The 20,464-nt window shown below is 62.3% G+C and carries 17 protein-coding genes; 8 read left to right on the forward strand and 9 right to left on the reverse strand.

What is annotated here, in order from left to right; genetic code table 11:
• Nucleotides 1-176: 176 nt before the first annotated feature.
• A complete protein-coding gene (locus QD280_RS02705; protein WP_064503243.1) occupies nucleotides 177-1,157 on the reverse strand; it encodes a LysR substrate-binding domain-containing protein in 981 nt (326 codons plus the stop codon).
• Here QD280_RS02705 and QD280_RS02710 point away from each other — a divergent pair.
• From QD280_RS02710 to QD280_RS02720, 3 genes are all read left to right on the forward strand, one after another.
• Entirely contained in the window at nucleotides 1,156-1,305 is a 150-nt protein-coding gene (locus QD280_RS02710) for a hypothetical protein (protein ID WP_192838059.1), read from the forward strand. The two genes, QD280_RS02705 and QD280_RS02710, sit on opposite strands and share 2 nt — an antisense overlap.
• 162 nt (nucleotides 1,306-1,467) lie before the next feature.
• Nucleotides 1,468-2,565, forward strand: a complete 1,098-nt coding sequence (locus QD280_RS02715) for a TauD/TfdA family dioxygenase (protein WP_279838222.1) — start codon at nucleotides 1,468-1,470, stop codon at nucleotides 2,563-2,565.
• Entirely contained in the window at nucleotides 2,562-3,137 is a 576-nt protein-coding gene (locus QD280_RS02720) for an HD domain-containing protein (RefSeq protein WP_043332289.1), read from the forward strand. The genes QD280_RS02715 and QD280_RS02720 overlap by 4 nt, the downstream gene beginning before the upstream one ends.
• Nucleotides 3,138-3,153: 16 nt before the next feature.
• Here the strand turns inward: QD280_RS02720 and QD280_RS02725 are convergent, their stop codons facing one another.
• Nucleotides 3,154-4,056: a LysR family transcriptional regulator gene (locus tag QD280_RS02725; protein ID WP_043332286.1), complete on the reverse strand. Its 903-nt coding sequence runs from the start codon at nucleotides 4,054-4,056 to the stop codon at nucleotides 3,154-3,156.
• Between the two features lie 235 nt (nucleotides 4,057-4,291).
• Between QD280_RS02725 and QD280_RS02730 the strand changes: the two genes are divergently transcribed.
• Together QD280_RS02730 and QD280_RS02735 are read left to right on the forward strand one after the other, a co-directional pair.
• Nucleotides 4,292-5,278: a zinc-dependent alcohol dehydrogenase family protein gene (locus tag QD280_RS02730; protein WP_279838223.1), complete on the forward strand. Its 987-nt coding sequence runs from the start codon at nucleotides 4,292-4,294 to the stop codon at nucleotides 5,276-5,278.
• 161 nt (nucleotides 5,279-5,439) lie between these two features.
• The gene (locus QD280_RS02735) at nucleotides 5,440-6,249 is read left to right on the forward strand and encodes an SDR family NAD(P)-dependent oxidoreductase (RefSeq protein ID WP_279830778.1); all 810 of its coding nucleotides are present in this window, start codon (nucleotides 5,440-5,442) and stop codon (nucleotides 6,247-6,249) included.
• 129 nt (nucleotides 6,250-6,378) lie between these two features.
• Here QD280_RS02735 and QD280_RS02740 read toward each other — a convergent pair whose 3' ends face one another.
• From QD280_RS02740 to QD280_RS02755, 4 genes are all read right to left on the reverse strand, one after another.
• Entirely contained in the window at nucleotides 6,379-7,629 is a 1,251-nt protein-coding gene (locus QD280_RS02740; RefSeq protein ID WP_054555892.1) for a PAS domain S-box protein, read from the reverse strand.
• A gap of 330 nt (nucleotides 7,630-7,959) precedes the next feature.
• Nucleotides 7,960-9,372, reverse strand: a complete 1,413-nt coding sequence (locus QD280_RS02745; RefSeq protein ID WP_279838224.1) for an amidase — start codon at nucleotides 9,370-9,372, stop codon at nucleotides 7,960-7,962.
• A 190-nt stretch (nucleotides 9,373-9,562) separates the two neighbouring features.
• A complete protein-coding gene (locus QD280_RS02750) occupies nucleotides 9,563-11,089 on the reverse strand; it encodes a sodium:solute symporter family protein (RefSeq protein ID WP_248378983.1) in 1,527 nt (508 codons plus the stop codon).
• A gap of 10 nt (nucleotides 11,090-11,099) precedes the next feature.
• Entirely contained in the window at nucleotides 11,100-11,339 is a 240-nt protein-coding gene (locus QD280_RS02755) for a hypothetical protein (RefSeq protein WP_279838225.1), read from the reverse strand.
• 268 nt (nucleotides 11,340-11,607) lie between these two features.
• On the opposite strand from QD280_RS02755, the gene QD280_RS02760 reads away from it, so the two are divergent.
• A complete protein-coding gene (locus QD280_RS02760) occupies nucleotides 11,608-13,800 on the forward strand; it encodes an OsmC domain/YcaO domain-containing protein (protein WP_279838226.1) in 2,193 nt (730 codons plus the stop codon).
• A 99-nt stretch (nucleotides 13,801-13,899) separates the two neighbouring features.
• On the opposite strand, the gene QD280_RS02765 is transcribed toward QD280_RS02760, so the two are convergent.
• Nucleotides 13,900-14,841: a LysR substrate-binding domain-containing protein gene (locus QD280_RS02765; RefSeq protein ID WP_279838227.1), complete on the reverse strand. Its 942-nt coding sequence runs from the start codon at nucleotides 14,839-14,841 to the stop codon at nucleotides 13,900-13,902.
• A gap of 169 nt (nucleotides 14,842-15,010) precedes the next feature.
• Here QD280_RS02765 and QD280_RS02770 point away from each other — a divergent pair, with 169 nt between their 5' ends.
• Both QD280_RS02770 and QD280_RS02775 read left to right on the forward strand, forming a co-directional pair.
• Nucleotides 15,011-15,715, forward strand: coding sequence for an SDR family oxidoreductase (locus QD280_RS02770; RefSeq protein WP_192838068.1), 705 nt, complete (start codon nucleotides 15,011-15,013; stop codon nucleotides 15,713-15,715).
• Between the two features lie 244 nt (nucleotides 15,716-15,959).
• The gene (locus QD280_RS02775; protein ID WP_279838228.1) at nucleotides 15,960-16,643 is read left to right on the forward strand and encodes a type 1 glutamine amidotransferase domain-containing protein; all 684 of its coding nucleotides are present in this window, start codon (nucleotides 15,960-15,962) and stop codon (nucleotides 16,641-16,643) included.
• Between the two features lie 161 nt (nucleotides 16,644-16,804).
• On the opposite strand, the gene QD280_RS02780 is transcribed toward QD280_RS02775, so the two are convergent.
• Entirely contained in the window at nucleotides 16,805-17,860 is a 1,056-nt protein-coding gene (locus tag QD280_RS02780) for an ABC transporter substrate-binding protein (protein ID WP_279838229.1), read from the reverse strand.
• 142 nt (nucleotides 17,861-18,002) lie between these two features.
• Complete coding sequence (locus tag QD280_RS02785) at nucleotides 18,003-20,198, reverse strand: TonB-dependent siderophore receptor (RefSeq protein WP_192838069.1); 2,196 nt, start codon at nucleotides 20,196-20,198, stop codon at nucleotides 18,003-18,005.
• Nucleotides 20,199-20,464 lie beyond the last annotated feature (266 nt).

The following is a 20,464-nucleotide window of genomic DNA, read 5'->3' on the forward strand; positions in this document are numbered from 1 at the left end:
GTTGGATGGCTCGTGGCGCAGCCCGCCGGGACGGTCGAACTGCGTCAGCGCTGTCGTCTTGAGGCGTCATCTTTGGCGCAGATGATGACGTTTCCGTGACAGATGCCTGCCGTTGGCCGCAACAAAAACTGTGACTGTGCCTTAGAAATTATGAGGCTCGCGTCTTCCTGCCCGTGCTAGCGGGGCTGAGAGGGCATCTCGCTGGTGACAGGATTGGCCTGAGAGGTGTGCATGGTGCTGCGCAACCAGGCACAGAAATCGTTGACCGCTGGGGCATGGCGGCGCTCCGGAGACACCAGCAGGTACTGGCTGCTGGTGCTGGGCATGCGCAAGGCGTGGGCCAGTTGCAGGCGACCGTTCTTGATCAGGTCCATCACGAAGGACTGGCGGACGAGCAGGAAGCCATGCCCCTCGAGTGCCGCGGCAATCGCCAGACTGGCATTGCCGAACTTGAGGCCGGCCGGCGGGATGTGGCCGCGAAACTTCTGCAGGCGGAACCAGTCCAGCCAGCTTTCGCGGTAGCCGATGCACTCGATTCTAGGCGCGCGGGCCAGCTCGTCGAGTGGGCTCGCGGGCGAGGCATTGGGGGCGAGGGAGTGGTGCAGGAAGGTGGGGCTGGCCACGACGACCCACTGCTCATCGGCCAGTTTCTCGTACTCGCGCCCGCACCAGCCGCCGTAGCCATTGATGATCTCGATATCGACGTCGGGCTGCTCGTCCGGGAGTACCTGGTTGTGCGGCAGCACCGTGACCTGGATGTTCGGGTGCAGGCGCTGGAAGTCCTTGAGCCTGGGGATCAGCCAGTATTCGACGAAGCTGTGATTGGAGCGCAGTGTCAGGCTCTGTTGCTCATCGTGCTGGAAGAGGGTGGCGGTACCGCGCTTGAGGGTCTCGAACACGCCACTGACCAGCGGCAGATAGGCATGCGCCTCATCGGTCAGCTCGATGCGATTGCCGCGGCGCACGAAAAGGCTGACCGCGAGGAAGTCTTCCAGCTGCTTGACGCGCTGACTGACGGCGCCCTGGGTAATGCACAGTTCGGCGGCGGCGCGGGTCAGGCTGCCGAGGCGGGCGGTGGCCTCGAAGGCGGTCAGGGCATTGAAGGGGGGCAGGCGCTGAGCGAGGCGCTGGGAAGGGTGATAGGCAGGACGCGACATGCAGAACTCCAGCTTGACTGAGCCAGTCGCCGCATCGGCGGCTGGTGCTGAAGCCATGACTGCAGATCCTGCCGCGGCACGCGGCCGGGCGCTCATTCTTGCAGCCGTGCATGACGATGACATGACAGTCTGCGCGCATAAAAACTAAGGCTCGCCGCCAGAAAGTCTCGCTATGGCCGCGGGTCTGCGTTCACTAGCATGGCGGGCATCCACTGGCGTATCGCTCGTTTGACATGAGCGCCAGCCACACCCGTTCGTCATGCCGTGCCTTGCGGCTTGTGATCGCACTCGACAGACAGGAAGACCCTGCATGCCTCGCCTCGCGTTTGACGCCGAACAGCTTCACCTGACTCTGGATGATGGCCAGACCCTTGCCCAGCATGTGCTGTGGCTGCAAGACCATGACCCCGCTCGTCGCCATGCCAATGGCCAGCGTCTGGACAGTGTGCTCGACCTCGACTGGGACGCCGCCATCAGCGAGGCGGCGCTTGAACAGGGCGACGTCCTGCGAGTGACACTGAGCAATGCACGCGAGATTCGCTACGGCGTCGATGAGCTGGCCGCCTTGAGCACCGGCTTCCCCGATGAGCGCAGCAGTGCGCACAAGACGCTGTGGCAGGGCAGCGAGTTCTCGGTCGCCCGGGTCGAGTGGGCCGATGTCGTCGCCGGGGGAGAGGCACGTCGCAAGGCACTGGCCTGGGTCCGTGACACCGGGGTGGTGTGCCTGCGTGGCGTGCCTGTCGAGCCGGGCAAGGTGCTCGAGGTGATCGCGCAGTTCGGGTATGTGCGCGAAACCAATTACGGCAAGCTGTTCGATGTCCGCACCGAGGTCTCGCCGAGCAATCTCGCCTTCAGCAATCTCGGGCTCGGGGCGCATACCGACAATCCCTATCGTGATCCGGCGCCGAGCATCCAGCTGCTGCATTGCCTGAGCAACGAGGTGGAAGGCGGCCAGACCCTGCTGGTGGATGGCTTCGCCGCCGCCGAGCGCCTGCGCGAACTGGCGCCCGAGAGTTTCGCGCTGCTGACGCGCACGCGGGTGCCGTTCCGCTTTCATGACGCGGACCATGCCGATCTCAGAAGCTGGGTGCCGTTCATCGAGACAGACCACAAGGGCAACATCCGCCAGGTGCGTTACAACAACCGCTCCATCGCCTCGTTGCCGCTGCCGCTTGAGGCGCAACGCGCCTTCTATCGTGCCTATCACGACTGGGCGCGCGTGATCGGTCAGCCGGAGCAGGCCACGCGCCTGCGCCTTGCCCCGGGGGACTGCCTGCTGTTCGACAACAGTCGCGTGATGCATGCCCGTACCGCCTTCGTGGCCGGTGGCAATCGTCATCTGCAGGGTGCCTACGCCGATCTCGACAGCCTGTATTCCACCCTCAATCTGCTGGAGAACGCCCGATGATCACGCAGCCTGCCAACGCCGAGGGCATCGTCGGCTTGATCGAGGACATCTTCGCCCTGCACGGTGCGGACTCCTATCTGGGCGAGGAGGTGACCATGGCCGAGCACATGCTGCAGGCGGCGCATCTGGCCGAGCAGCAGGGGGAATCCGAGTCGGTGATTCTGGCCGCCTTGCTGCATGACGTGGGGCATTACGCCAATGCGCTGCCGCCGGAGGTCTTGATGAACGGCCAGGACAACCGTCACCAGGTCAGCGGTGCCGACTGGCTGGCGCGCTTCTTCCCGGCCGAGATCGTCGAGCCGGTACGCCAGCACGTGGCGGCCAAGCGTTATCTGGTCGCGGTGGAGCCGAGCTATCGCGCCTGTCTGTCACAGGCTTCGCTGGATAGCCTGGCCCTGCAGGGCGGGGCGATGGAGCCGCACGAGGCCGCGGCCTTTGCCCAGCTGCCCCAGCTTGCGGCCATTCTCAAGGTGCGGCGCCTGGATGATGCCGCCAAGGTGGCCGGCATGCAGACGCCGGACTTCGCTCACTACAAGCCGATGCTTCAGCGCTGGGTGCTGGCGGCGGGATGACGGGCTTTCCGGTGCCTCAGCCCTGTTGGACATCCCAATAGGGCGGGCTGCCGAAGTATTCGGAGAAGTAGTCCAGGAAGGCGCGCACCTTGGGGGCCAGCTGGCGGTTGCTGGGATAGACCGCCCAGATGCCGGTCTCGCTGATCAAGGGCGTCTCGGGCAGCACCTCTACCAGGCTGCCTTCGGCCAGGTGGCGGTAAATGCTCCATGTCGAGGACAGGGTGATGCCCAGGCCAGCGGCGCAGGCGTCACGTACGGCTTCGCCATTGTCGGTGCGGATACGCCCCTTGACGCGAATCGGCTCGACACCGTTCTCGCACTGAAAGCACCACTGGTCCATGCCGATCAGGGTCAGGCATTCGTGTTCGTGCAGCATCGAGGGGTGCGTCGGCGTGCCATGGCGCGCGAGATAGTCCGGCGAGGCGCACAGAATGCGCTTGTCCGGTGCCAGGCGCCGGGCGATCAGGCTGGAATCCTTGAGGGCGGAGTTGCGGATGGCGATATCAAAGCCGCCCTCGACCAGGTCGACGATGGTGTCGGTCAGGCGCAGGTCCAGTTCCAGATCAGGGCAGCGCTCGAGAAAGCCGGCCAGGCCCGGCACCAGGTGCATGCGCCCGAAGGAGGCGGAAGCGGTGATGCGCAAGGTGCCGCTGGGGGAGGTCGTCCCGATGCCGACGGCAGCCCGCGCGGCCTCGGCGCTGATCAGCACCTCCTCTGCATGGGGGAGAAAGGCACGGCCTTCTTCGCTCAGTGCCACATGACGCGTGGTGCGATGCAACAGGCGCACCCCCAGACTGTCCTCGAGCTTGCGCAGGTGAGAGCTGGCGACGGCGGGCGACAGCCCCAGGTCCTCGCCGGCCTGACTGATGCTGTTCACGGCGGCCAGGCGGACGAACAGCTTCAGGTGCTCAAGATTCATGCGGGTGTCCTCATTTGCGTCGACGTGCGTGGCTCCCGATGGCGAGAGGCACGCCAGCAACGGCTTGGCGCAACGTTCGTGACGTCCACTACATCCAACAAGCTCAATACGTCCAACACGGCCAATACATCCATTACTTTCAATAAAACCAATAAACTGATTGTAGTTTATCGCCGTTTATCATTCAGGCCCATGACAATTATGCTGGCTCCACATCCACGCAGGAGACAGACTCATGAAAGCGATGCTCGTCAAATCATTCGGTGGTCCCGAGGTGTTCGAAGCGGCGGAAATCGCCAAGCCCCAAGCGGCGGCAGGTCAGGTACTGGTGCGCATCGCCGCCACCAGCATCAACACCGTCGACACCATGATTCGCGAGATGGGCCCTGAGCTGCCGCTGTCTCCGGCACTGCCGGCGCTGCTGGGCATGGACTTCGCCGGTACCGTCGAAGCCGTGGGCGAGGGCGTCGAAGGCTACGCCATCGGGGATGAAGTCTATGGTTGTGCTGGTGGCCTGGCCGACCTTCCGGGCACCTTGGCCGAGTATATCGCCGCCGATGTCCGCCTGATCGCCCACAAGCCGAAGTCCCTGAGCATGGTGGAAGCCGCGGCGCTGCCGCTGGTCGGCATCACGGCCTATGAAGGCCTCAAGCGCGCCAACATCGGGGCCGGTCAGAAGGTGCTGGTTCACGGTGGTGCGGGCGGTGTGGGTCATATCGCCATCCAGCTGGCTCGTCACTTCGGTGCCGACGTCGCCTCTACCGTCGGCCGTGATGAGCACGAGACGCTGGTCGAAGGGCTGGGTGCCAGTGCCATCAATTACCGCAATGAGCAGGTCGCCGACTATGTGGCCAAGCACACCGATGGCAAGGGCTTCGACATCGTGTTCGACTCCGTCGGCGGCGCCAACCTGCCGACCTCCTTCGAGGCTGCCGCGCTCAATGGCCATGTCTCGACGACCGTGTCCTTCATGGAAATCGATCTGTCCACCGCGCACTTCAAGGGCCTGTCACTGCACGTTGTCTTCATGCTGATCCCGATGCTGCATGACTTCCGTCGTCAGCAGCACCACGAGATTCTGGCCGACATGGCGCGTATCGCCGATGCCGGCGCGCTCAAGCCGATCATCGATGATCAGGTCTTCCCGCTTGAGGAAGTGGGCCAGGCCCACGCCCGTCTGGGCAGCGGCAAGGCAACCGGCAAGGTCATCGTCGAGGTCTGATGCCGAGGTCTGTTAGCGAGACCTGATAGCGAGACCCGCCAGCCATCCAGGCGGCAGCATTTTGACACTGCGCTGGCACAGATGAACGACAGGGTGTGGCCATACGGCACGCCCTGTCGTTCGCGTCTCAAGCGTCGTGTGACATTTCAAGGAGAGAGCGCATGAAAACCATCCTTATCACCGGTTCTACCGATGGCATCGGCCTGGTCACGGCCAAGGCCCTGCTGGAGCGCGGCCATCGCGTGCTGATCCACGGGCGCAGCGAGCAGAAGGTCAATGGCGTCGTTGCCGAACTTGCGGCGCTGGCAGGGGCTGAGCGTGTCGCCGGTTTCGTGGCCGACCTGTCCGACCTGGCCGCCATCGATTCACTGGCAAGCGAAGTGCTGGCGGCCAACGCCAGTCTGGATGTCCTGATCAACAATGCCGGTGTCTTCCAGGCCCCCAGCGTCGTGACGGCTGACGGTCTCGACCTGCGCTTCGTGGTCAATACCCTTGCCCCTTATCTGCTCACCCAGAAACTGGCTTCGGCACTGCGTCCGGCCGGGCGGGTCGTCAACCTGTCCTCGGCGGCTCAATCCTCCGTGGACCTGAAGGCGCTGACCGGAGAGGTCGCGTTCAACGACCACTACGCGGCCTATGCCCAGAGCAAGCTCGCGATCACCATGTGGACCCGCACGCTCGCCCAGGACTGGGAAGGCCAGGGGCCGATCCTGATCGCGGTCAACCCGGGCTCTCTGCTGGCCAGCAAGATGGTCAAGGAAGGCTTCGGCGTGCCGGGCAAGGACCTGGGCATCGGTGCCGATATCCTGGTGCGTGCGGCACTGGATGAGGAATTCGCCGGCGCCAATGGTCAGTACTTCGACAACGACGCCCAGCGATTCGCACCGCCGCACGCCGACGCACTCGATGATGCGCTGTGCCGTGAAGTGGTCGCGACGATGGAGAAGACGCTCGGCTCTGTGGCTGGCTGAAGCGCGCCGGGAACCGCTGTCACGCTGCAATATGACGCCCCGCTCATGCTGATGATCTCTCAGCGTGGGCGGGGCGTCGTCGTATGCAAGGGCATGCAACGGCTGGCGGATGGATGGCGCAGGCTAGCCTCAGAGGCGATCGATCGCGGCGCTGACCTGCCGGGCACCGGCCAGGATCTCGGCGATGACCGCCTGGGTCTGATCGACGCTCTGCTGGCCGGCTTCACTGTGGATGACGACGGTGTTCATGCGCTCGCCCGCCTGGCGGATCAAGGCCGTGTTGTCGCGCAATACCTTGCTGATCTGCTCGGCGGATTGCGTAGTGGCCTGTGACAGGCGTCGAACCTCGTGGGCCACCACCGCAAAGCCTCTGCCATGATCCCCCGCGCGGGCGGCTTCGACCGCCGCGTTCAAGGCCAGCAGGTTGGTCTGCTGCGCAATGTGGGAAATGCTTTCGGCCATCTGGTTGATGCTTCTCACATGATGATTGAGCGCCTCGATGACCTGCCGCGCCGTCGCGACTTCCGTGCCGGCACGGGTGACATCTTCCACGGCGGCCGCCAGTTGTGTCAGGCCGTCAGCGGCGATGGTCTCCGTCTGCTGGGCGCTGGTGCGCGCGGCAGTGACGGCGTCTCGCGTGGCCTGATGCTGCTGCATCTCGGCGGTGATATCGCTGGCGAACTTGATGACGCGAACCACCTTGCCGCGGGCATCGAGCACCGGGTTGTAGGTCGCTTCCAGCCAGATCGGGCTGCCATTGGCCGTGACGCGCGCAAAACGCCCCTGCTTGAAGCTGTTATTGGCCAGCTCGCGCCAGAAATCAGGGTTTTCCTCATAGAAGCTGTCAGCGCAGAAGCGACGATGATGCTGCCCGATGACGTCATGGGCCTGATACCCCATCACCTTGAGGAAGTTGTCGTTGGCCTTGAGTACGGTGCCATCCGGTGCGAATTCGATCACTGCCATCGAGGTGTTGAGCGCGGTGAGAATGGCGTCCTGACTGCTGGCGCTCTCGTGACGCTCACTGACATCGCGGGCAATCTTGATGATGTAGCGCACACGTCCGCGGCGAGTCATGACCGGCAGGTAGGTCGCCTCCAACCACAAGGTCGCGCCTCTGGCATCGCGTCGCTCGAAGGTGCCACCGCGTGAATGGCCGGCGGCCAGCTGTTGCCAGAAGTGTTGATAGTCAGGGGCCTGATGGACCTCGCTCGAGCAGAACATGCGGTGATGCTGCCCCACGACCTGATCACGGCGATAGCCCGTCGCTGACAGAAAGGCGTCGCTTGCGCCAAGAATGCTGCCATCCGGGCGAAAGAAGATGCAGGCAGTGTGGTCTTCCAGCGCACGGCGCAGGGCCTGGGCACGATCGAGCAGCATGGGAGAGTTCCTGGCAAGAGAGGGGAGGCATCAATCAGTACACCGACTGTCGATATCTTTGATGCGATTGTGCTGAAATAATGTTTATTTACTGTTGAATCCTCTATCGACACGGCTGCGCAGATCTTTAGCATCAAATTCCTGATGATGTGGGTATCAGGCTTCTCATCACTACGCTTGCCCCGCACGATTGCTCGGGCGGGGCGGGATGTGAGGTGTGAGGTGTGAGGTGTGAGGTGTGAGGTGTGAGGTGTGAGGTGTGAAGCGAGCTGAAGCCAGAGGCTTGAGGCATGCCATAAGCTCGGCGGCTGGTTGATGGACTTCTCTTGGCTAGGGCTTGGGGTAGACAAGTCCAGGAAGCATCTCCTCAAGCAACATGGCAGCATGCATCACTTTCATGTCCTGGAACTTTCCTCCCACCAGATGCAGTCCGACAGGCAATCCCTGGTCATCCAATCCGCAGGGGAGTGATGCCGCGGGTTGTTGGGTCAGGTTGAAGGGGTAGCTGAACGGCGTCCAGTCCATCCAATCAGTGTATTTCTCGCCGGGTGGGACGTTGTGCCCGGCGACAAAGGGTGAAATGGGTAGGGTGGGGGTAACAAGCAGATCCCATTGCTCGTGGAAGGATTGCATGTGTGCGCAAAGTGCAGTCCGCTCTCGTCTTGCCGCCAGATATTGCGACAAGGAAATGTTGCTGCCTCGCTCTGCAATATCCAGCAAGCCCGGGTCCATTTGATCTCGCTGGCTGTCGGTCATCTTTTCGACCACCTGGGTGGCACCCGCGAACCACAAGGTATTGAAGGTATCGAGGGGACAGGCAAACCCGGGGTCTATCTCGATGACGTCAGCGCCCAGTCTCGAGAGTAGAGCGACCGCTTCGTCCACTCGCAGGCGTATGTCCTGTGCAACGTCGACATACCCAAGCGTCGGGCTGTAAGCGATTTTCCATCCTTCAAGAGACAATGGGAGTGGCGCATTCCAATGAATGCCATGCGGGTTGCCGAGCAATCCGTCTCGGGCATCCGGTCTTGCCATGCTGGCAAGCATCAGGGCGCTATCGGACGCCGTCCGCGTCATCGGTCCCAGGTGTGAGAGTGTCGACATGGCGCTGGTCGGCCATTGAGGTATCCAGCCAAACGTGGGTTTCAGGCCGAAGGTGCCGGTAAAGCTGCAGGGTATGCGGATCGAACCGCCCGCGTCACTTCCTTGATGGAGCATGCCCAGGTTCAGCGCGGCCGCTGCTCCAGCCCCGCCTGAGGATCCACCCGACGTCAGCGCGGTATTCCAGGGGTTGCGGGTCACGCCGTGCAGCGGGTTGTCCGTCACTCCTTTCCAGCCGTACTCCGGTGAGGCTGTCTTGCCGAGAAAGACGGCGCCTGCCTTGCGCAGGCTCGCGGCGACGGGGGAATCGACGTCACTCCCCCCGTCGGGTGATGTGGTGGCAGAGCCGTACCGGGTTGGCATGTCCCGGGACAGCGTCAGGTCCTTGAGTGTTGTCGGTACACCGTCCAGCGGGCCGCAGGGCGAGCCGTTCATCCAGCGGGCTTCGGCGTCTCTCGCCGCCTTCATTGCCCCATCATGGGCGATGTGCACGAAGGCATTGACCTTGGGGTTGAGCGTATCGATACGTTCCAGGCAGTCCCGGGTCAGCTCGACAGGGGATAGCTCGCCTTGGCGAAATAGCGTCAGGGCGTCAGTGGCGGTCAATTCAGATAATTGCGTGGGAAGAGAGGCTGGGGTCATGTCAGATCCTGTCCATTGGCTATCAAGTGCCGGCTATCAGGTACTGTGATCAAGTAATCGCACGTGGGACGTTCTTGGCACGTGGGACGTTCTTGGCACGTGGGACGTTCTTGGCACGTGGGACGTTCTTGGCACGTGGGACGTGCTCGGCAATGAAAAGGGCCTGCGCAATGCAGGCCCTTGTCGCTGGTCAGCGGGCTTCGATCACCTGAGGTGAGGGAGCCACATCATCTTCCAGCTGTTCCGGGTGATATTCCGCGGTGTAATCCCGACGCGCCTGCGCGAAGCGTTCTACCACATCGGCATCCTTGCGCTGCAAGGCGAGGCTGATGATGACGAAGGCTGACGCATTGAGGATCAGGCCCCAGATACCGGCATGCAGGCCAAGCGGGTTGCTGACACTGGCGCCGTATGACAACCAGAGGACGGTCACGATACCCAGGATCAGGCCCCAGAAGGCCGCTTGCGGGTGCGCCTTGCGCCAGGTGATGGCGCCCAGTGTCGGCACGATCAGCTGAGCGGTGCCCGCCAGTGCCGCGATCCCTATGGTGACGAGCAGCCCCGGAACGGTCAGTGCCAGGATGTAGGCCGCCAGAGAGAAGCCGACCAGAGACAGTCGCCCGATGTGGACGATGCGCTTCTGATCCGCTTGCGGGTTCACGTAGCGCTTGTAGATATCCATGGTGACGACGGTCGATACCGCATGGATCTGGGAGTTGGCGGTAGACATCGCCGCTGCCGCGCCAGCCGCCATGATCAGCGATGCCAGCAGATAGGGCGCATAGTTCATCAGCATGACGGGCAGGATCTGGTCAGCGTTCTCCAGGCCAGGCTCCAGCAGTACACCGGTGTACCCCGTCAGTACCGAGCCGAAGTAGGCGAAGGCGGCGAGCCCCAGCAGGAAGGGCATCAAGCCGAACAGCTTGCCGCTTTTCACCGAATACATGCGCAGCCAGATCTGGGGACCCATGAAGGCGCCGATGGCCACGATCACGAACAGCGAGAACCACATGGAGTAGCCCATGTTGCCATTCGGCCCCGGCAGCGTGAGATGCGCGGGCGAGTCACTGGCGAGCTGCGCGAACATGCTGGTCGGGCCACCTGCCTGTCCGGCGATGTAGTAGCCCGCATACATCATGCCGAAGAACAGCAGCGCCCCGTAGATCACATCTGTCCAGGCGATGGCGCGAATTCCGCCGACCCACACATAGACGATGATGATGAAGTAGAACAGCAGTGCGGCCAGCCAGAAGGGCACGACGCCACCGGAGGCGACTTCGATCAGGTAGGCGCCGCCTGTCAGCTGGATCTGCAGGTATGGCACGGTAAAGATCAGCGTGATGACGGCAACGAGGACTCTGAGTGCTTCACTGTTGTAGAAATCGCCCATCAGGTCTGACGGCGTCAGGTAGTCAAAGCGCTTGCCGAGATACCAGACGCGCTTGCCCACCCAGTAGTACATGAAGCCGAAGAGCAGGTTCCACGCAAGCGCGGTGAGATAGATCGGGCCACTGGTGTAGAAGGTGGCATTCGATCCCAGGAAGGCAAAGGCGCTCCACCAGGTGGCCGCCACCGTGAAGAATACGGCAATGCTGCCCATGGCCCGCCCCTGAACGAAGAAGTCTTCGCTCGTCGTCTGGGACTTGCGGGCCGAGACGAGCCCGACGATCAAGGGAATGATCATGAAGGCCGCGATGATCAAGATGCTTCCTGTCATGGTGAGCTCCTCAGCGCTTGCCGCCGGTGGAAGGGGTTCTGGCGCTACCCCAGTTGGTCAGGTAGGCATACAGGAATACGGCGGTGAGGAAGCCCCACCACACCAGGTTCCAGACGAGGAAGAACGGAACTCCCATCACCATGGGCTCGATCTTGTTGGCCATCAGCATCAATGGACTCTCGAGCATCAAGAATCCCAGCAGCATGCTGCCGTAGATGGCGACCTTGCGGGTCGTGAAGCGCTTTCTCATTGCATTCCCCTTTATTGTGGTTGGTGGGGCGGGTTGTGACCTGTCGTGTCGATGGCAGGGAACCGGGCATGGCAAAGCATCAATTATTGTATTTATGCGTATAAATTAACCAATAGGTGACAATCCCCCTACCGTCAAGGAAGTCACGGCGTTTTCGCTTTTCGCCTCACCCGCGACGCAGGCCCCCAAAATCTGGATAATGGCGGCCATCGCGTAGCCGTCTGACTGGCGTGCTGGCGCCCACACTCTTCACAGCGGTGCATCGTTCATGGAAATCAAGGTCAACTTTCTCGACAACCTGAGGCTCGAGGCGAAATTCGACGACTTCACGGTCATCACCGATCAGCCCATCCGCTACAAGGGTGATGGGTCGGCGCCGAGCCCGTTCGACTACTTCCTGGCGTCGTCGGCGCTGTGCGCGGCGTACTTCGTGAAGGTGTACTGCGTGGCGCGGGACATCCCGACCGAGAACATCCGCCTGTCGCAGAACAACATCGTCGACCCGGAGAATCGCTACAACCAGATCTTCAAGATCCAGGTGGAGCTGCCGGAAGACCTCTCCGACAAGGACCGCCAGGGCATCCTGCGTTCCATCGAGCGTTGCACAGTGAAGAAGGTCGTCCAGACCGGCCCGGGCTTCGAGATCGAGACGGTCGACAACCTCGACGAGGACGCCCAGGCATTGCTGATGGCGGAGCCGCCGGAAGGGCAGAGCACCTGGATCGAAGGCAAGGATCTGCCGCTGGAGCAGACCATCGCCAACATGACGGGCCTTCTGAATGATCTCGGTATGAAGATCGAGATCGCCTCCTGGCGCAACATCGTGCCCCACGTCTGGTCACTGCACATTCGTGATGCCGCCTCGCCGATGTGCTTCACCAACGGCAAGGGCTCGACCAAGGAGAGCGCGCTGTGCTCGGCTCTGGGCGAGTTCATCGAGCGCCTGAGCTGCAACTTCTTCTACAACGATCAGTTCTTCGGCGAAGCCATCGCTGACAGCGAGTTCGTGCATTACCCGAACGAGAAGTGGTTCCAGCCGGGCCCGAACGACGAGATCCCGGAAGGCGTGCTGGACGATTACTGCCTGGAGATCTTCAATCCGGACGGCGAGCTGGGTGGCTCCAATCTGATCGACACCAATTCCGGGCGTGTGGATCGTGGCATCGTGTCTCTGCCGTTCACCCGTCGCTCGGATGGCGAGACGATCTACTTCCCGTCCAACCTGATCGAGAACCTGTACCTCAGCAACGGCATGAGCGCCGGCAATACTCTGCCGGAAGCCCAGGTGCAGTGTCTGTCCGAGATCTTCGAGCGTGCCGTGAAGCGCGAGATTCTCGAGCAGGAACTGACCCTGCCGGACGTGCCGCAGGAGGTGCTGGCCAAGTACCCGGAAATCGTCGAAGGCATCGAGGCGCTGGAAGCCCAGGGCTTCCCGATTCTGGTCAAGGACGCCTCGCTGGGCGGCCAGTTCCCGGTGGCCTGCGTCACGCTGATGAACCCGAAGACCGGCGGTGTCTTCGCCTCCTTCGGCGCGCACCCGAGCTTTGAAGTCGCCATCGAGCGCAGCCTGACCGAGCTGATGCAGGGCCGCAGCTTCGAGGGTCTCAACGACTTCATGCCGCCGACCTTCAACTCGCTGGCCGTGTCCGAGCCGAACAACTTCGTCGAGCACTTCATCGACTCCTCGGGTCTGGTCTCCTGGCGCTTCTTCAGCTCCAAGACCGACATCGAGTTCGTCGAGTGGGACTTCTCCGGCAGCAACGAAGAAGAAGTCGCCAACCTGTTCGGCATCCTCGATGAGATCGGCAAGGAGTCCTACATGGCGGTGCATGAGGATCTCGGTGCGCCGGTGTGCCGTATCCTGGTGCCGGGCTATTCCGAGGTCTATCCGGTCGAGGACCTCGTGTGGGACAACACCAACATGGCGCTGGATTACCGCGAGGACATCCTCAATCTGCATCGTCTCGATGATGAGCAGCTGGCGGACCTGGGCGAGCGTCTCGAAGAGAGCCAGCTTGATGAGCACATGGACATCAAGACGCTGATCGGTATCGAGTTCGACGAGAACACCATCTGGGGCCAGCTGACGATTCTCGAGCTGAAACTGATGATCAACCTCGCGCTGGGTCAGCACGAGGACGCGCTGGATCGCGTCGAGATGTTCCTGCAGTACAACGACAACACCGTCGTGCGCGGCCTCTATTATCAGGCCATGAAGGCGGTGCTGGAGATCACGCTGGATGACGAGCTGGAACTCGAGGACTACCTCTACAACTTCCGCCGCATGTTCGGTGAAGACACCATGGCTGCCGTGGTGGGCTCCGTGCAAGGCGAGGTGCGCTTCCATGGTCTGGAGCCGACCAACATGCAGCTGGAAGGGCTCGATCGCCACCTGCGTCTGATCGAAAGCTACCAGAAACTGCACGCCCATCGTGCTGCCCTGGCGGCCAAACAGGCCTGATGCTCGCCTGTTGAATCCCGTGGCATGACAAGAACGGCCCCTCACTGGATGGTGAGGGGCCGTTTTCGTAGCCGGGCGCTTATTTTCTGTGCTCAGGGCTTAGCGCAGCACCTGCTGTCCCTCTGCCAGACGCTGACAGCATTCAATGATCTGCTCGCGGATCCAGCGATGCGCCGGGTCCTTCTGATAGCGGCGATGCCAGCTCAAGTGGAAGGGGAAGGAGGCAAAGGCGACCGGCGGTGCCACACGGGTGACGGCGAACTGGCGGCAGAAGTGCTGGCATAGCCCGGTGGGCAGGCTCGCGATCAGTGGCGAGCGCTCCAGCAGGGAGGGCACGGCCATGAAGTAGGTGACCGCCAGGGCCACCTCACGCTTGAGCCCCTGGCCCTCGAGCTGCTTGAAGATGCCGCTTTTCAGGCGGGTATGGGGCTGTACCAGCACATGGGCGTGGTGCTCGAAATCCGCCTTTGTCATGCGGCCTTCATCATCCATACGCTCCAATAGCGGATGCCCGTTGCCGACCAGACAGTCGATGCCTTCCGTGATCACTTCCCTGACCACCAGATTCTCGGGCGGATCGACCTGACGCCCGAAGGCGAGGTCCGTCGTGCCGCTCATCACGCCGGCTTCGCTCATGTCCTGCGTGAGACGGCGTACCTGGAGGGTGATGCCCGGTGCCTGTTCACGCAGGATCGTCGCCAGTTGCGGCAGGATCAGCACCTCAAAGTAGTCGTTGGCGGCGATCTCGAAATGACGGCTTTCGGTGGTGTGGTCGAAGTGCCGCTCACTGTTGATCAGGCCATCGAGGTCGGTCAGCGCCGCCTCGATGGTCGGGAACAGGTGATCGGCCTTTTCGGTAGGGCGCATGCGCTGGCGGTCGCGGATGAACAGCGGGTCATTGAACAGCTCGCGTAGCCTGGAGAGCGCCGCGCTCACAGAGGGCTGACTCAGATGCAGACGCTCGCCTGCGCGCGTGACGTTCTGCTCGAGATACAGCGCATGGAAGGTGCGCAGGAGGTTGAGGTCGTAGTTGAGCTTCATGATGACTACCAGAGCAGGCGGAGTGTCGCGGCTGCACTCAGGTGAGTGAGCACTATTTGTCTGGATGATAGCAGCTATCTGTACTATCGATTATCACGATGGCAAGTGCAGGCGGTAGGGTAGTGATCAGAGCACGACGAGTGATCCAAGCGACCCACAGGAGTGAGCCATGAGTGATGTGAAGCGGACGCAAGCCGAAGAGGAAAAGATCGTGCTGATCACCGGGGCCTCCAGTGGTATCGGTGAGGCCACCGCGCGCACACTGGTGAAGGCCGGGCACAAGGTCGTCGCGACCGCCCGTCGCAAGGAGCGTCTCGATGCGCTGGTCGATGAACTGGGCAGCGACAAGGTGCTGGCGATTGCCGCCGATGCGACGGACTACGATCAGCTTGCCAAGGTCGTCGAGCAGGCCGTGGCCCAGCATGGCCGTCTGGATGTGGCATTCGCCAATGCCGGTACCGGCGTCAGCCAGGCAGGCACCGAGAACGGCGATCCCGAAGAGTGGAAGCGAGTCATCGACATCAACATCAATGCGCTGCTGTGGACCGCCCACGCGACCCTGCCGCACCTGAGAGAGAGCAAGGGCCACTTCATCCTCACCAGTTCCGTGGCCGGCCGCGCCAACCATGCGGGCTCCATCTACAGCTCCAGCAAGTGGTTTGCCTACGGCTTCGGCCAGAACCTGGCGATGGAAATGGCCGAGTGGCAAGGCCGCTGCACCACCATTACCCCGGGCATGGTCAATACCGCCTTCTTCGACCAGCCCAAGCCGGACAAGCTGGACCCGCAGGATGTGGCGGATGCCGTGCTCTACGCCATCAGTGCTTCTCCGCGTGCCAATATCCGCGAAGTGCATCTGATGCCGACCTATTGAGCCGGTTGCCGGCATGCGAGTTGGCAAGTGTTTGGGTCGATGAGCACGCTGGTGCAAGATAACTATTTGTGTGTGCGATAGTGGCTATCCGGGCTATCGATTATGACGATGGTGGCGTGAGCAGTAAGCTTCATTCAACACAGGGCGAGCATCACTTGGTGACCATCACGTGGTGACCATCACGTCGCCGACATCTTTCGTGAAGTGACCGTTGCGGGCTATCCCGCACGTTGAGGAGAGCATCATGAGCAAGGTTCTGGTAGTAGTGACATCCCACGATACGCTGGGTGACACGGGCAAGAAGACAGGCTTCTGGCTGGAAGAGCTGGCGGCTCCCTACTACGTCATGAAGGACGCCGGCATCGAGGTGACGCTGGCCTCTCCCAAGGGCGGTCAGCCGCCGCTGGATCCGGCCAGTGAGGCCGAGGACTTCCAGACCGACGCCACGCGTCGTTTCGATCAGGATGAGGCTGCCAAGCAAGACCTCGCCACCACCGCCGTGCTGGCGGATATGAAGGTCGAAGACTTCGACGCCATCTTCTACCCGGGTGGCCACGGCCCGCTGTGGGATCTGACCAACGACGCGGATTCCATCCGTCTGATCGAGCAGTTCCATGCGGCTGGCAAGCCGGTCAGCTCCGTCTGCCACGCCCCGGCAGTGCTGTTGAACGCCCGCAAGCCTGACGGCACTCCCTTCGTGGACGGCGTGCGTGTCACCGGCTTCACCAATGGCGAAGAACAAGGCGTCGGCCTCACCAATGTCGTGCCGTTCCTGGTCGAAGATGCCCTGCAGCAGAAAGGCGGTATCTATGAGAAGAAGGCCGATTTCACCTCCTTCGCGATTCAGGATGGCCTGATCATCACCGGTCAGAATCCGATGTCCTCCGAAGGTGTCGCTGAGCTGCTGATCGACAGCCTCAAGAAGTAAATCGTGCTAGTTCAGGCAGCATGAAAAACCCCGCTACCGGGTCACCGGTCGCGGGGTTTTCGTCTTTCAGGTGGCGGGTCTCATCTGCGCCCGCCTGGTTCAGTAGAATGAGTCAGTCGCCTGTTTCAGTAGAATGAGCCAGTAGAACGAGCCAGTTTCCATCAGCTATTCGAGGCTTTCGCTGCCCGCGCAAGCTGGGTTACGTAGGCATCGAGCACTTCCGGCATCGAGAGCGGTGTCGGGTTGGCCGCCGTGCCCATCGGGTCATTCTCCAGCAGGATAACCCTGTCGTTGCTGAAGGTGGGCAGGTCATTGTCCGCGAGGTGCTGGTTGAGGCGCTCAATCAGCGCCTGGCCACCATAGGTCAGGATGATATCGACGTCGGCCAGTTCCGCCAGTTGTTGCGGGGGCACTCGCCCGCCAATATTGCCGTCGCTGGCACTCGCCGTCACGAAGGACGGGGAGGTCAGCCCCAGCTCGGCAAGGAAGCGCCCCCGGGCATCGTTGTCGTTGTAGAAGGCGATCCGGGTCGGGTCTTCGGGGTCGATATAGCGCAGGGTGATGGCCGACTTGCCCTTGATCTCCGGATGGGTGGCGATGTTCTCGGCGACCTGGGCCTCGAGACGCTCGATCAGCGCTTCCCCTTCGGCGGCCATGCCCATGCCGGCACTGTCGAGGCGAATCATGTCGCGCCAGCTGGAAGACCAGCGCGGCCCCGGGCGCGCCACGACCGGCGCGATCTTGCTGAGCTTGGCGTAATCGTCTTCGCTCAATCCTGAATAGGCGGCGAGGATGACGTCCGGCTGGCTGGCGGCCACGGCATCGAAATCGAGGGTCTTGCCCTGATCGAACAGATTGGCCGAGTCGGCCCCCAGTGCTTCCAGGCGCGCCTTGACCCACGGCATCATGCCGTCGCCGTCATCATCCCCGAAGTCCTGACGGGGGAAGCCCACCGGCACCACGCCCAGTGCCAACGGCACTTCATGATTGGCCCAGGCGACGGTGGCGATACGTTGCGGCTTGTTCTCGATGACGGTAGTACCGAAGGCATGTTCGATCGTGAGCGGATACTGCGCCGTTGCCTCGGTGGAGGCGGCAGATGATCTGGCAGATGACGTGTGTGCAGTCGCTGACTCGTGTGCCTGTACGGCCGGCGTGAGACAGGCGGCCATGACGGTGGTCAGGCCGATGGCGCAGGAAAGTCGCGTGAGTCGCAAGGGAGACTCCTTGTGTGATCGGCTGGCGGCAGACGCCGCTGGCCAGAGACGAGGTGACAGCCCCTGGCGGGGAGGGGCTGTCATTGGGTAGGCAAGCGTTACGTGTGGAGACGAGTGCCCTGTCGGCAGGGCGGGCCCATGCTTAGAAGTCGTAGGTCATGCTCAGCAGCGCACTGCGCGGCGCGCCGTACAGGTACTGGCTGTAGAAGCCCTGCTGCGTGTAGTACTCCTCATCGAAGAGGTTGGACACGTTGAGCTGGGTGCTGAAGTTGTCATTGAAGCGATAGCGCGCCATGGCGTTGGCTAGGAAGACATCGCCCTGGCCGACCTTCTCGGTACCGGTGGGCGTGTCGGTATCCTTGTAGGTATCCCCCTGCCAGGTGCCACCAGCGCCCAGCGTCAGACGCGACCAGTCGCCGGGCAGCTGCCAGGTGGCGTAGACCTTGGCCTGCTGACGCGGATAGCTGGTATTGAGCTGGGTGCCATCGGAGTCCTCGGCGTCCACCAGTGCGTAGCTGGCGGAGAGATTGATGCCCGGCGCGACTTCACCGGCCACTTCCAGCTCGAAGCCTTCGACCACGGCGCCGTCGGACTCGGTGTAGGCCTGATCGGTGGTGCCGGCGACATAGACGCCTGGGATCTCGACGGCCAGATTGTCCTGCTCGCTGCGGAAGACGGCGAAGGACACGTCAGCGCGGTCCTCGAACAACGCCGCCTTCAGGCCCGCCTCATAGCTGGTGCCCTCGAGCGGGTCGAGCAGGGCGCCATCGGGGGCACGTTCGCTCTGGGTATTGAAGATCTGCGTGTAGCTGGTATAGGCGGTGAGGTTGTCGGTAATGTCGACGATCAGGCCGGCATAGGGCGTGAACTCGTCGTTGTATTCATAGCTGCGCTCGCCACGGTAGTCCTGGTCGATCTCCCAGTCGGTCAGGCGGGCGCCGATGATCAGGTGCACGGGGTCGGCCAGCGAAAAGCGCGTCACGGCGTAGAAACCGCTCTGCTCGGTTTCGGTGTCGTCGGTCAGGCCCCATTCGCCCCATTCCGGCTCGGCCAGCGCCGGGTCATCGCGATCGGTGAAGCTGCCCAGCGCCGGCACGGCGCTCGCCGGGGTGCGGCTCCAGATCTCGTACTCTTCCTTGAGCCGCATGTAGCCAAAGCCCAGCTGGTGCTCACGACCGAGCAGCTCGAAGGGGCCCTCGGCGCTCAGGTTCAGATTCTTCTGGGTGCGATCACCGCGATAGTCGACCAGATAGGAGGTCGTCGGTACCTGACGGTTGCTGTCGTAGTAGAGGATGCCGTTGTCACGATCCACATAGCCGCCACGGTAGTTGTAGGTCAGCCCGTAGTTGGCATCGCCATGACTGTAGGCGGCGGTCGCCTTCCAGCCGTTGGCGAAGTAGTGGGTCAGGTCGGCGAAACCGCGAGTGTTCTCGGTGAAGAAGTGCGCCCATTCGGTATTGTTGGCGACCGACTGGTCGAAGTCGGTGCGCGTGCCGTCGGTGTAGTAGAGCGGCACGCCCAGATAGGCGCCATCCTGGTCATAGCGCTGATACTCGACGCCGACGTTCAGCTCGGTGTCAGGCGTCAATTCGGCGGCGATCACCCCGTAGAGGGTCTCGCGGTCATTCTCGACATCATCCATGAAGCTGTCGGAGCGGTCCTTGGCGGCCACGAAGCGCACGCCGACCTTGCCGGCATCATCCAGCGGTGTGCTGACATCCACCACGCCACGCCGGCGGTCCCAGCTGCCGACGGCGCCTGTCACGCTGGCCGCGGCTTCGTCCAACGGCTTCTTGCGCACGAAGTTGACGGTGGCGGACGGGTCGCCGACGCCTGTCATCAGGCCTGTGGCCCCGCGGACCACCTCGACGCGATCATAGATGGCGGTGTCCCACTCGGCGTCGCCGAACGGCCAGAAGCTGCTGGTGTTGCTCTGTTGGCCATCGAACTGGAAATTGCGGATGGTATAGCCGCGCGACTGGAAGCTGGCGCGGGTACCGTCCAGGCGATTGGAGGACACGCCCGGCAGGCGGTTGATCGCCTCCGTGGTGCTGGTCAGCGCCTCATCATCCATCTGCTGGCGGGTCAGAAAGCTGACAGACTGCGGTGTCTCGCGCGGCGACAGGGTCAAGCCATTGGCGCTGGTGCTGGAGTCGACCGTATACGCCTGAGTCTCTTCCGTGGTGCCGCCTTGCGCCTCACCGACGATGGTCATCGCCTCAAGCGTGCGAGTCTCATCCGCGATAGCGGTGGCACTGAGCAGTGACGAGGTCGCGAGCGCAATGGAGAGGGCGAGTGGCGAGCGAGTGAAACCTGGACGGCGGAGTGAGTGAGCCAAGACTGCGTTCCCTAGTTGTTTATAATAATCATTATTATTTACCCGCTGGCGGCACTTTTGTTTTGCGAAATGCCAGACACGCTTTGCGGGATGCCAAGAATGAAAATTTCGGGGAACTTCATGAGCCCGGCGTGGTGCTATCGGGCGATGGGTCTGGTCTTGTGGCAGGCCAGAGACAGCTGCCGGGCCACTCATGCAGGCCATGCATGCGGGCCACGTGTTCGACACATTCAGGCCACGCACGCAAGCGTCATACTGAAACGCCC

It is taken from the genome of Cobetia sp. 1AS1 (genome assembly GCF_029846435.1).
Lineage (GTDB): Bacteria > Pseudomonadota > Gammaproteobacteria > Pseudomonadales > Halomonadaceae > Cobetia > Cobetia amphilecti.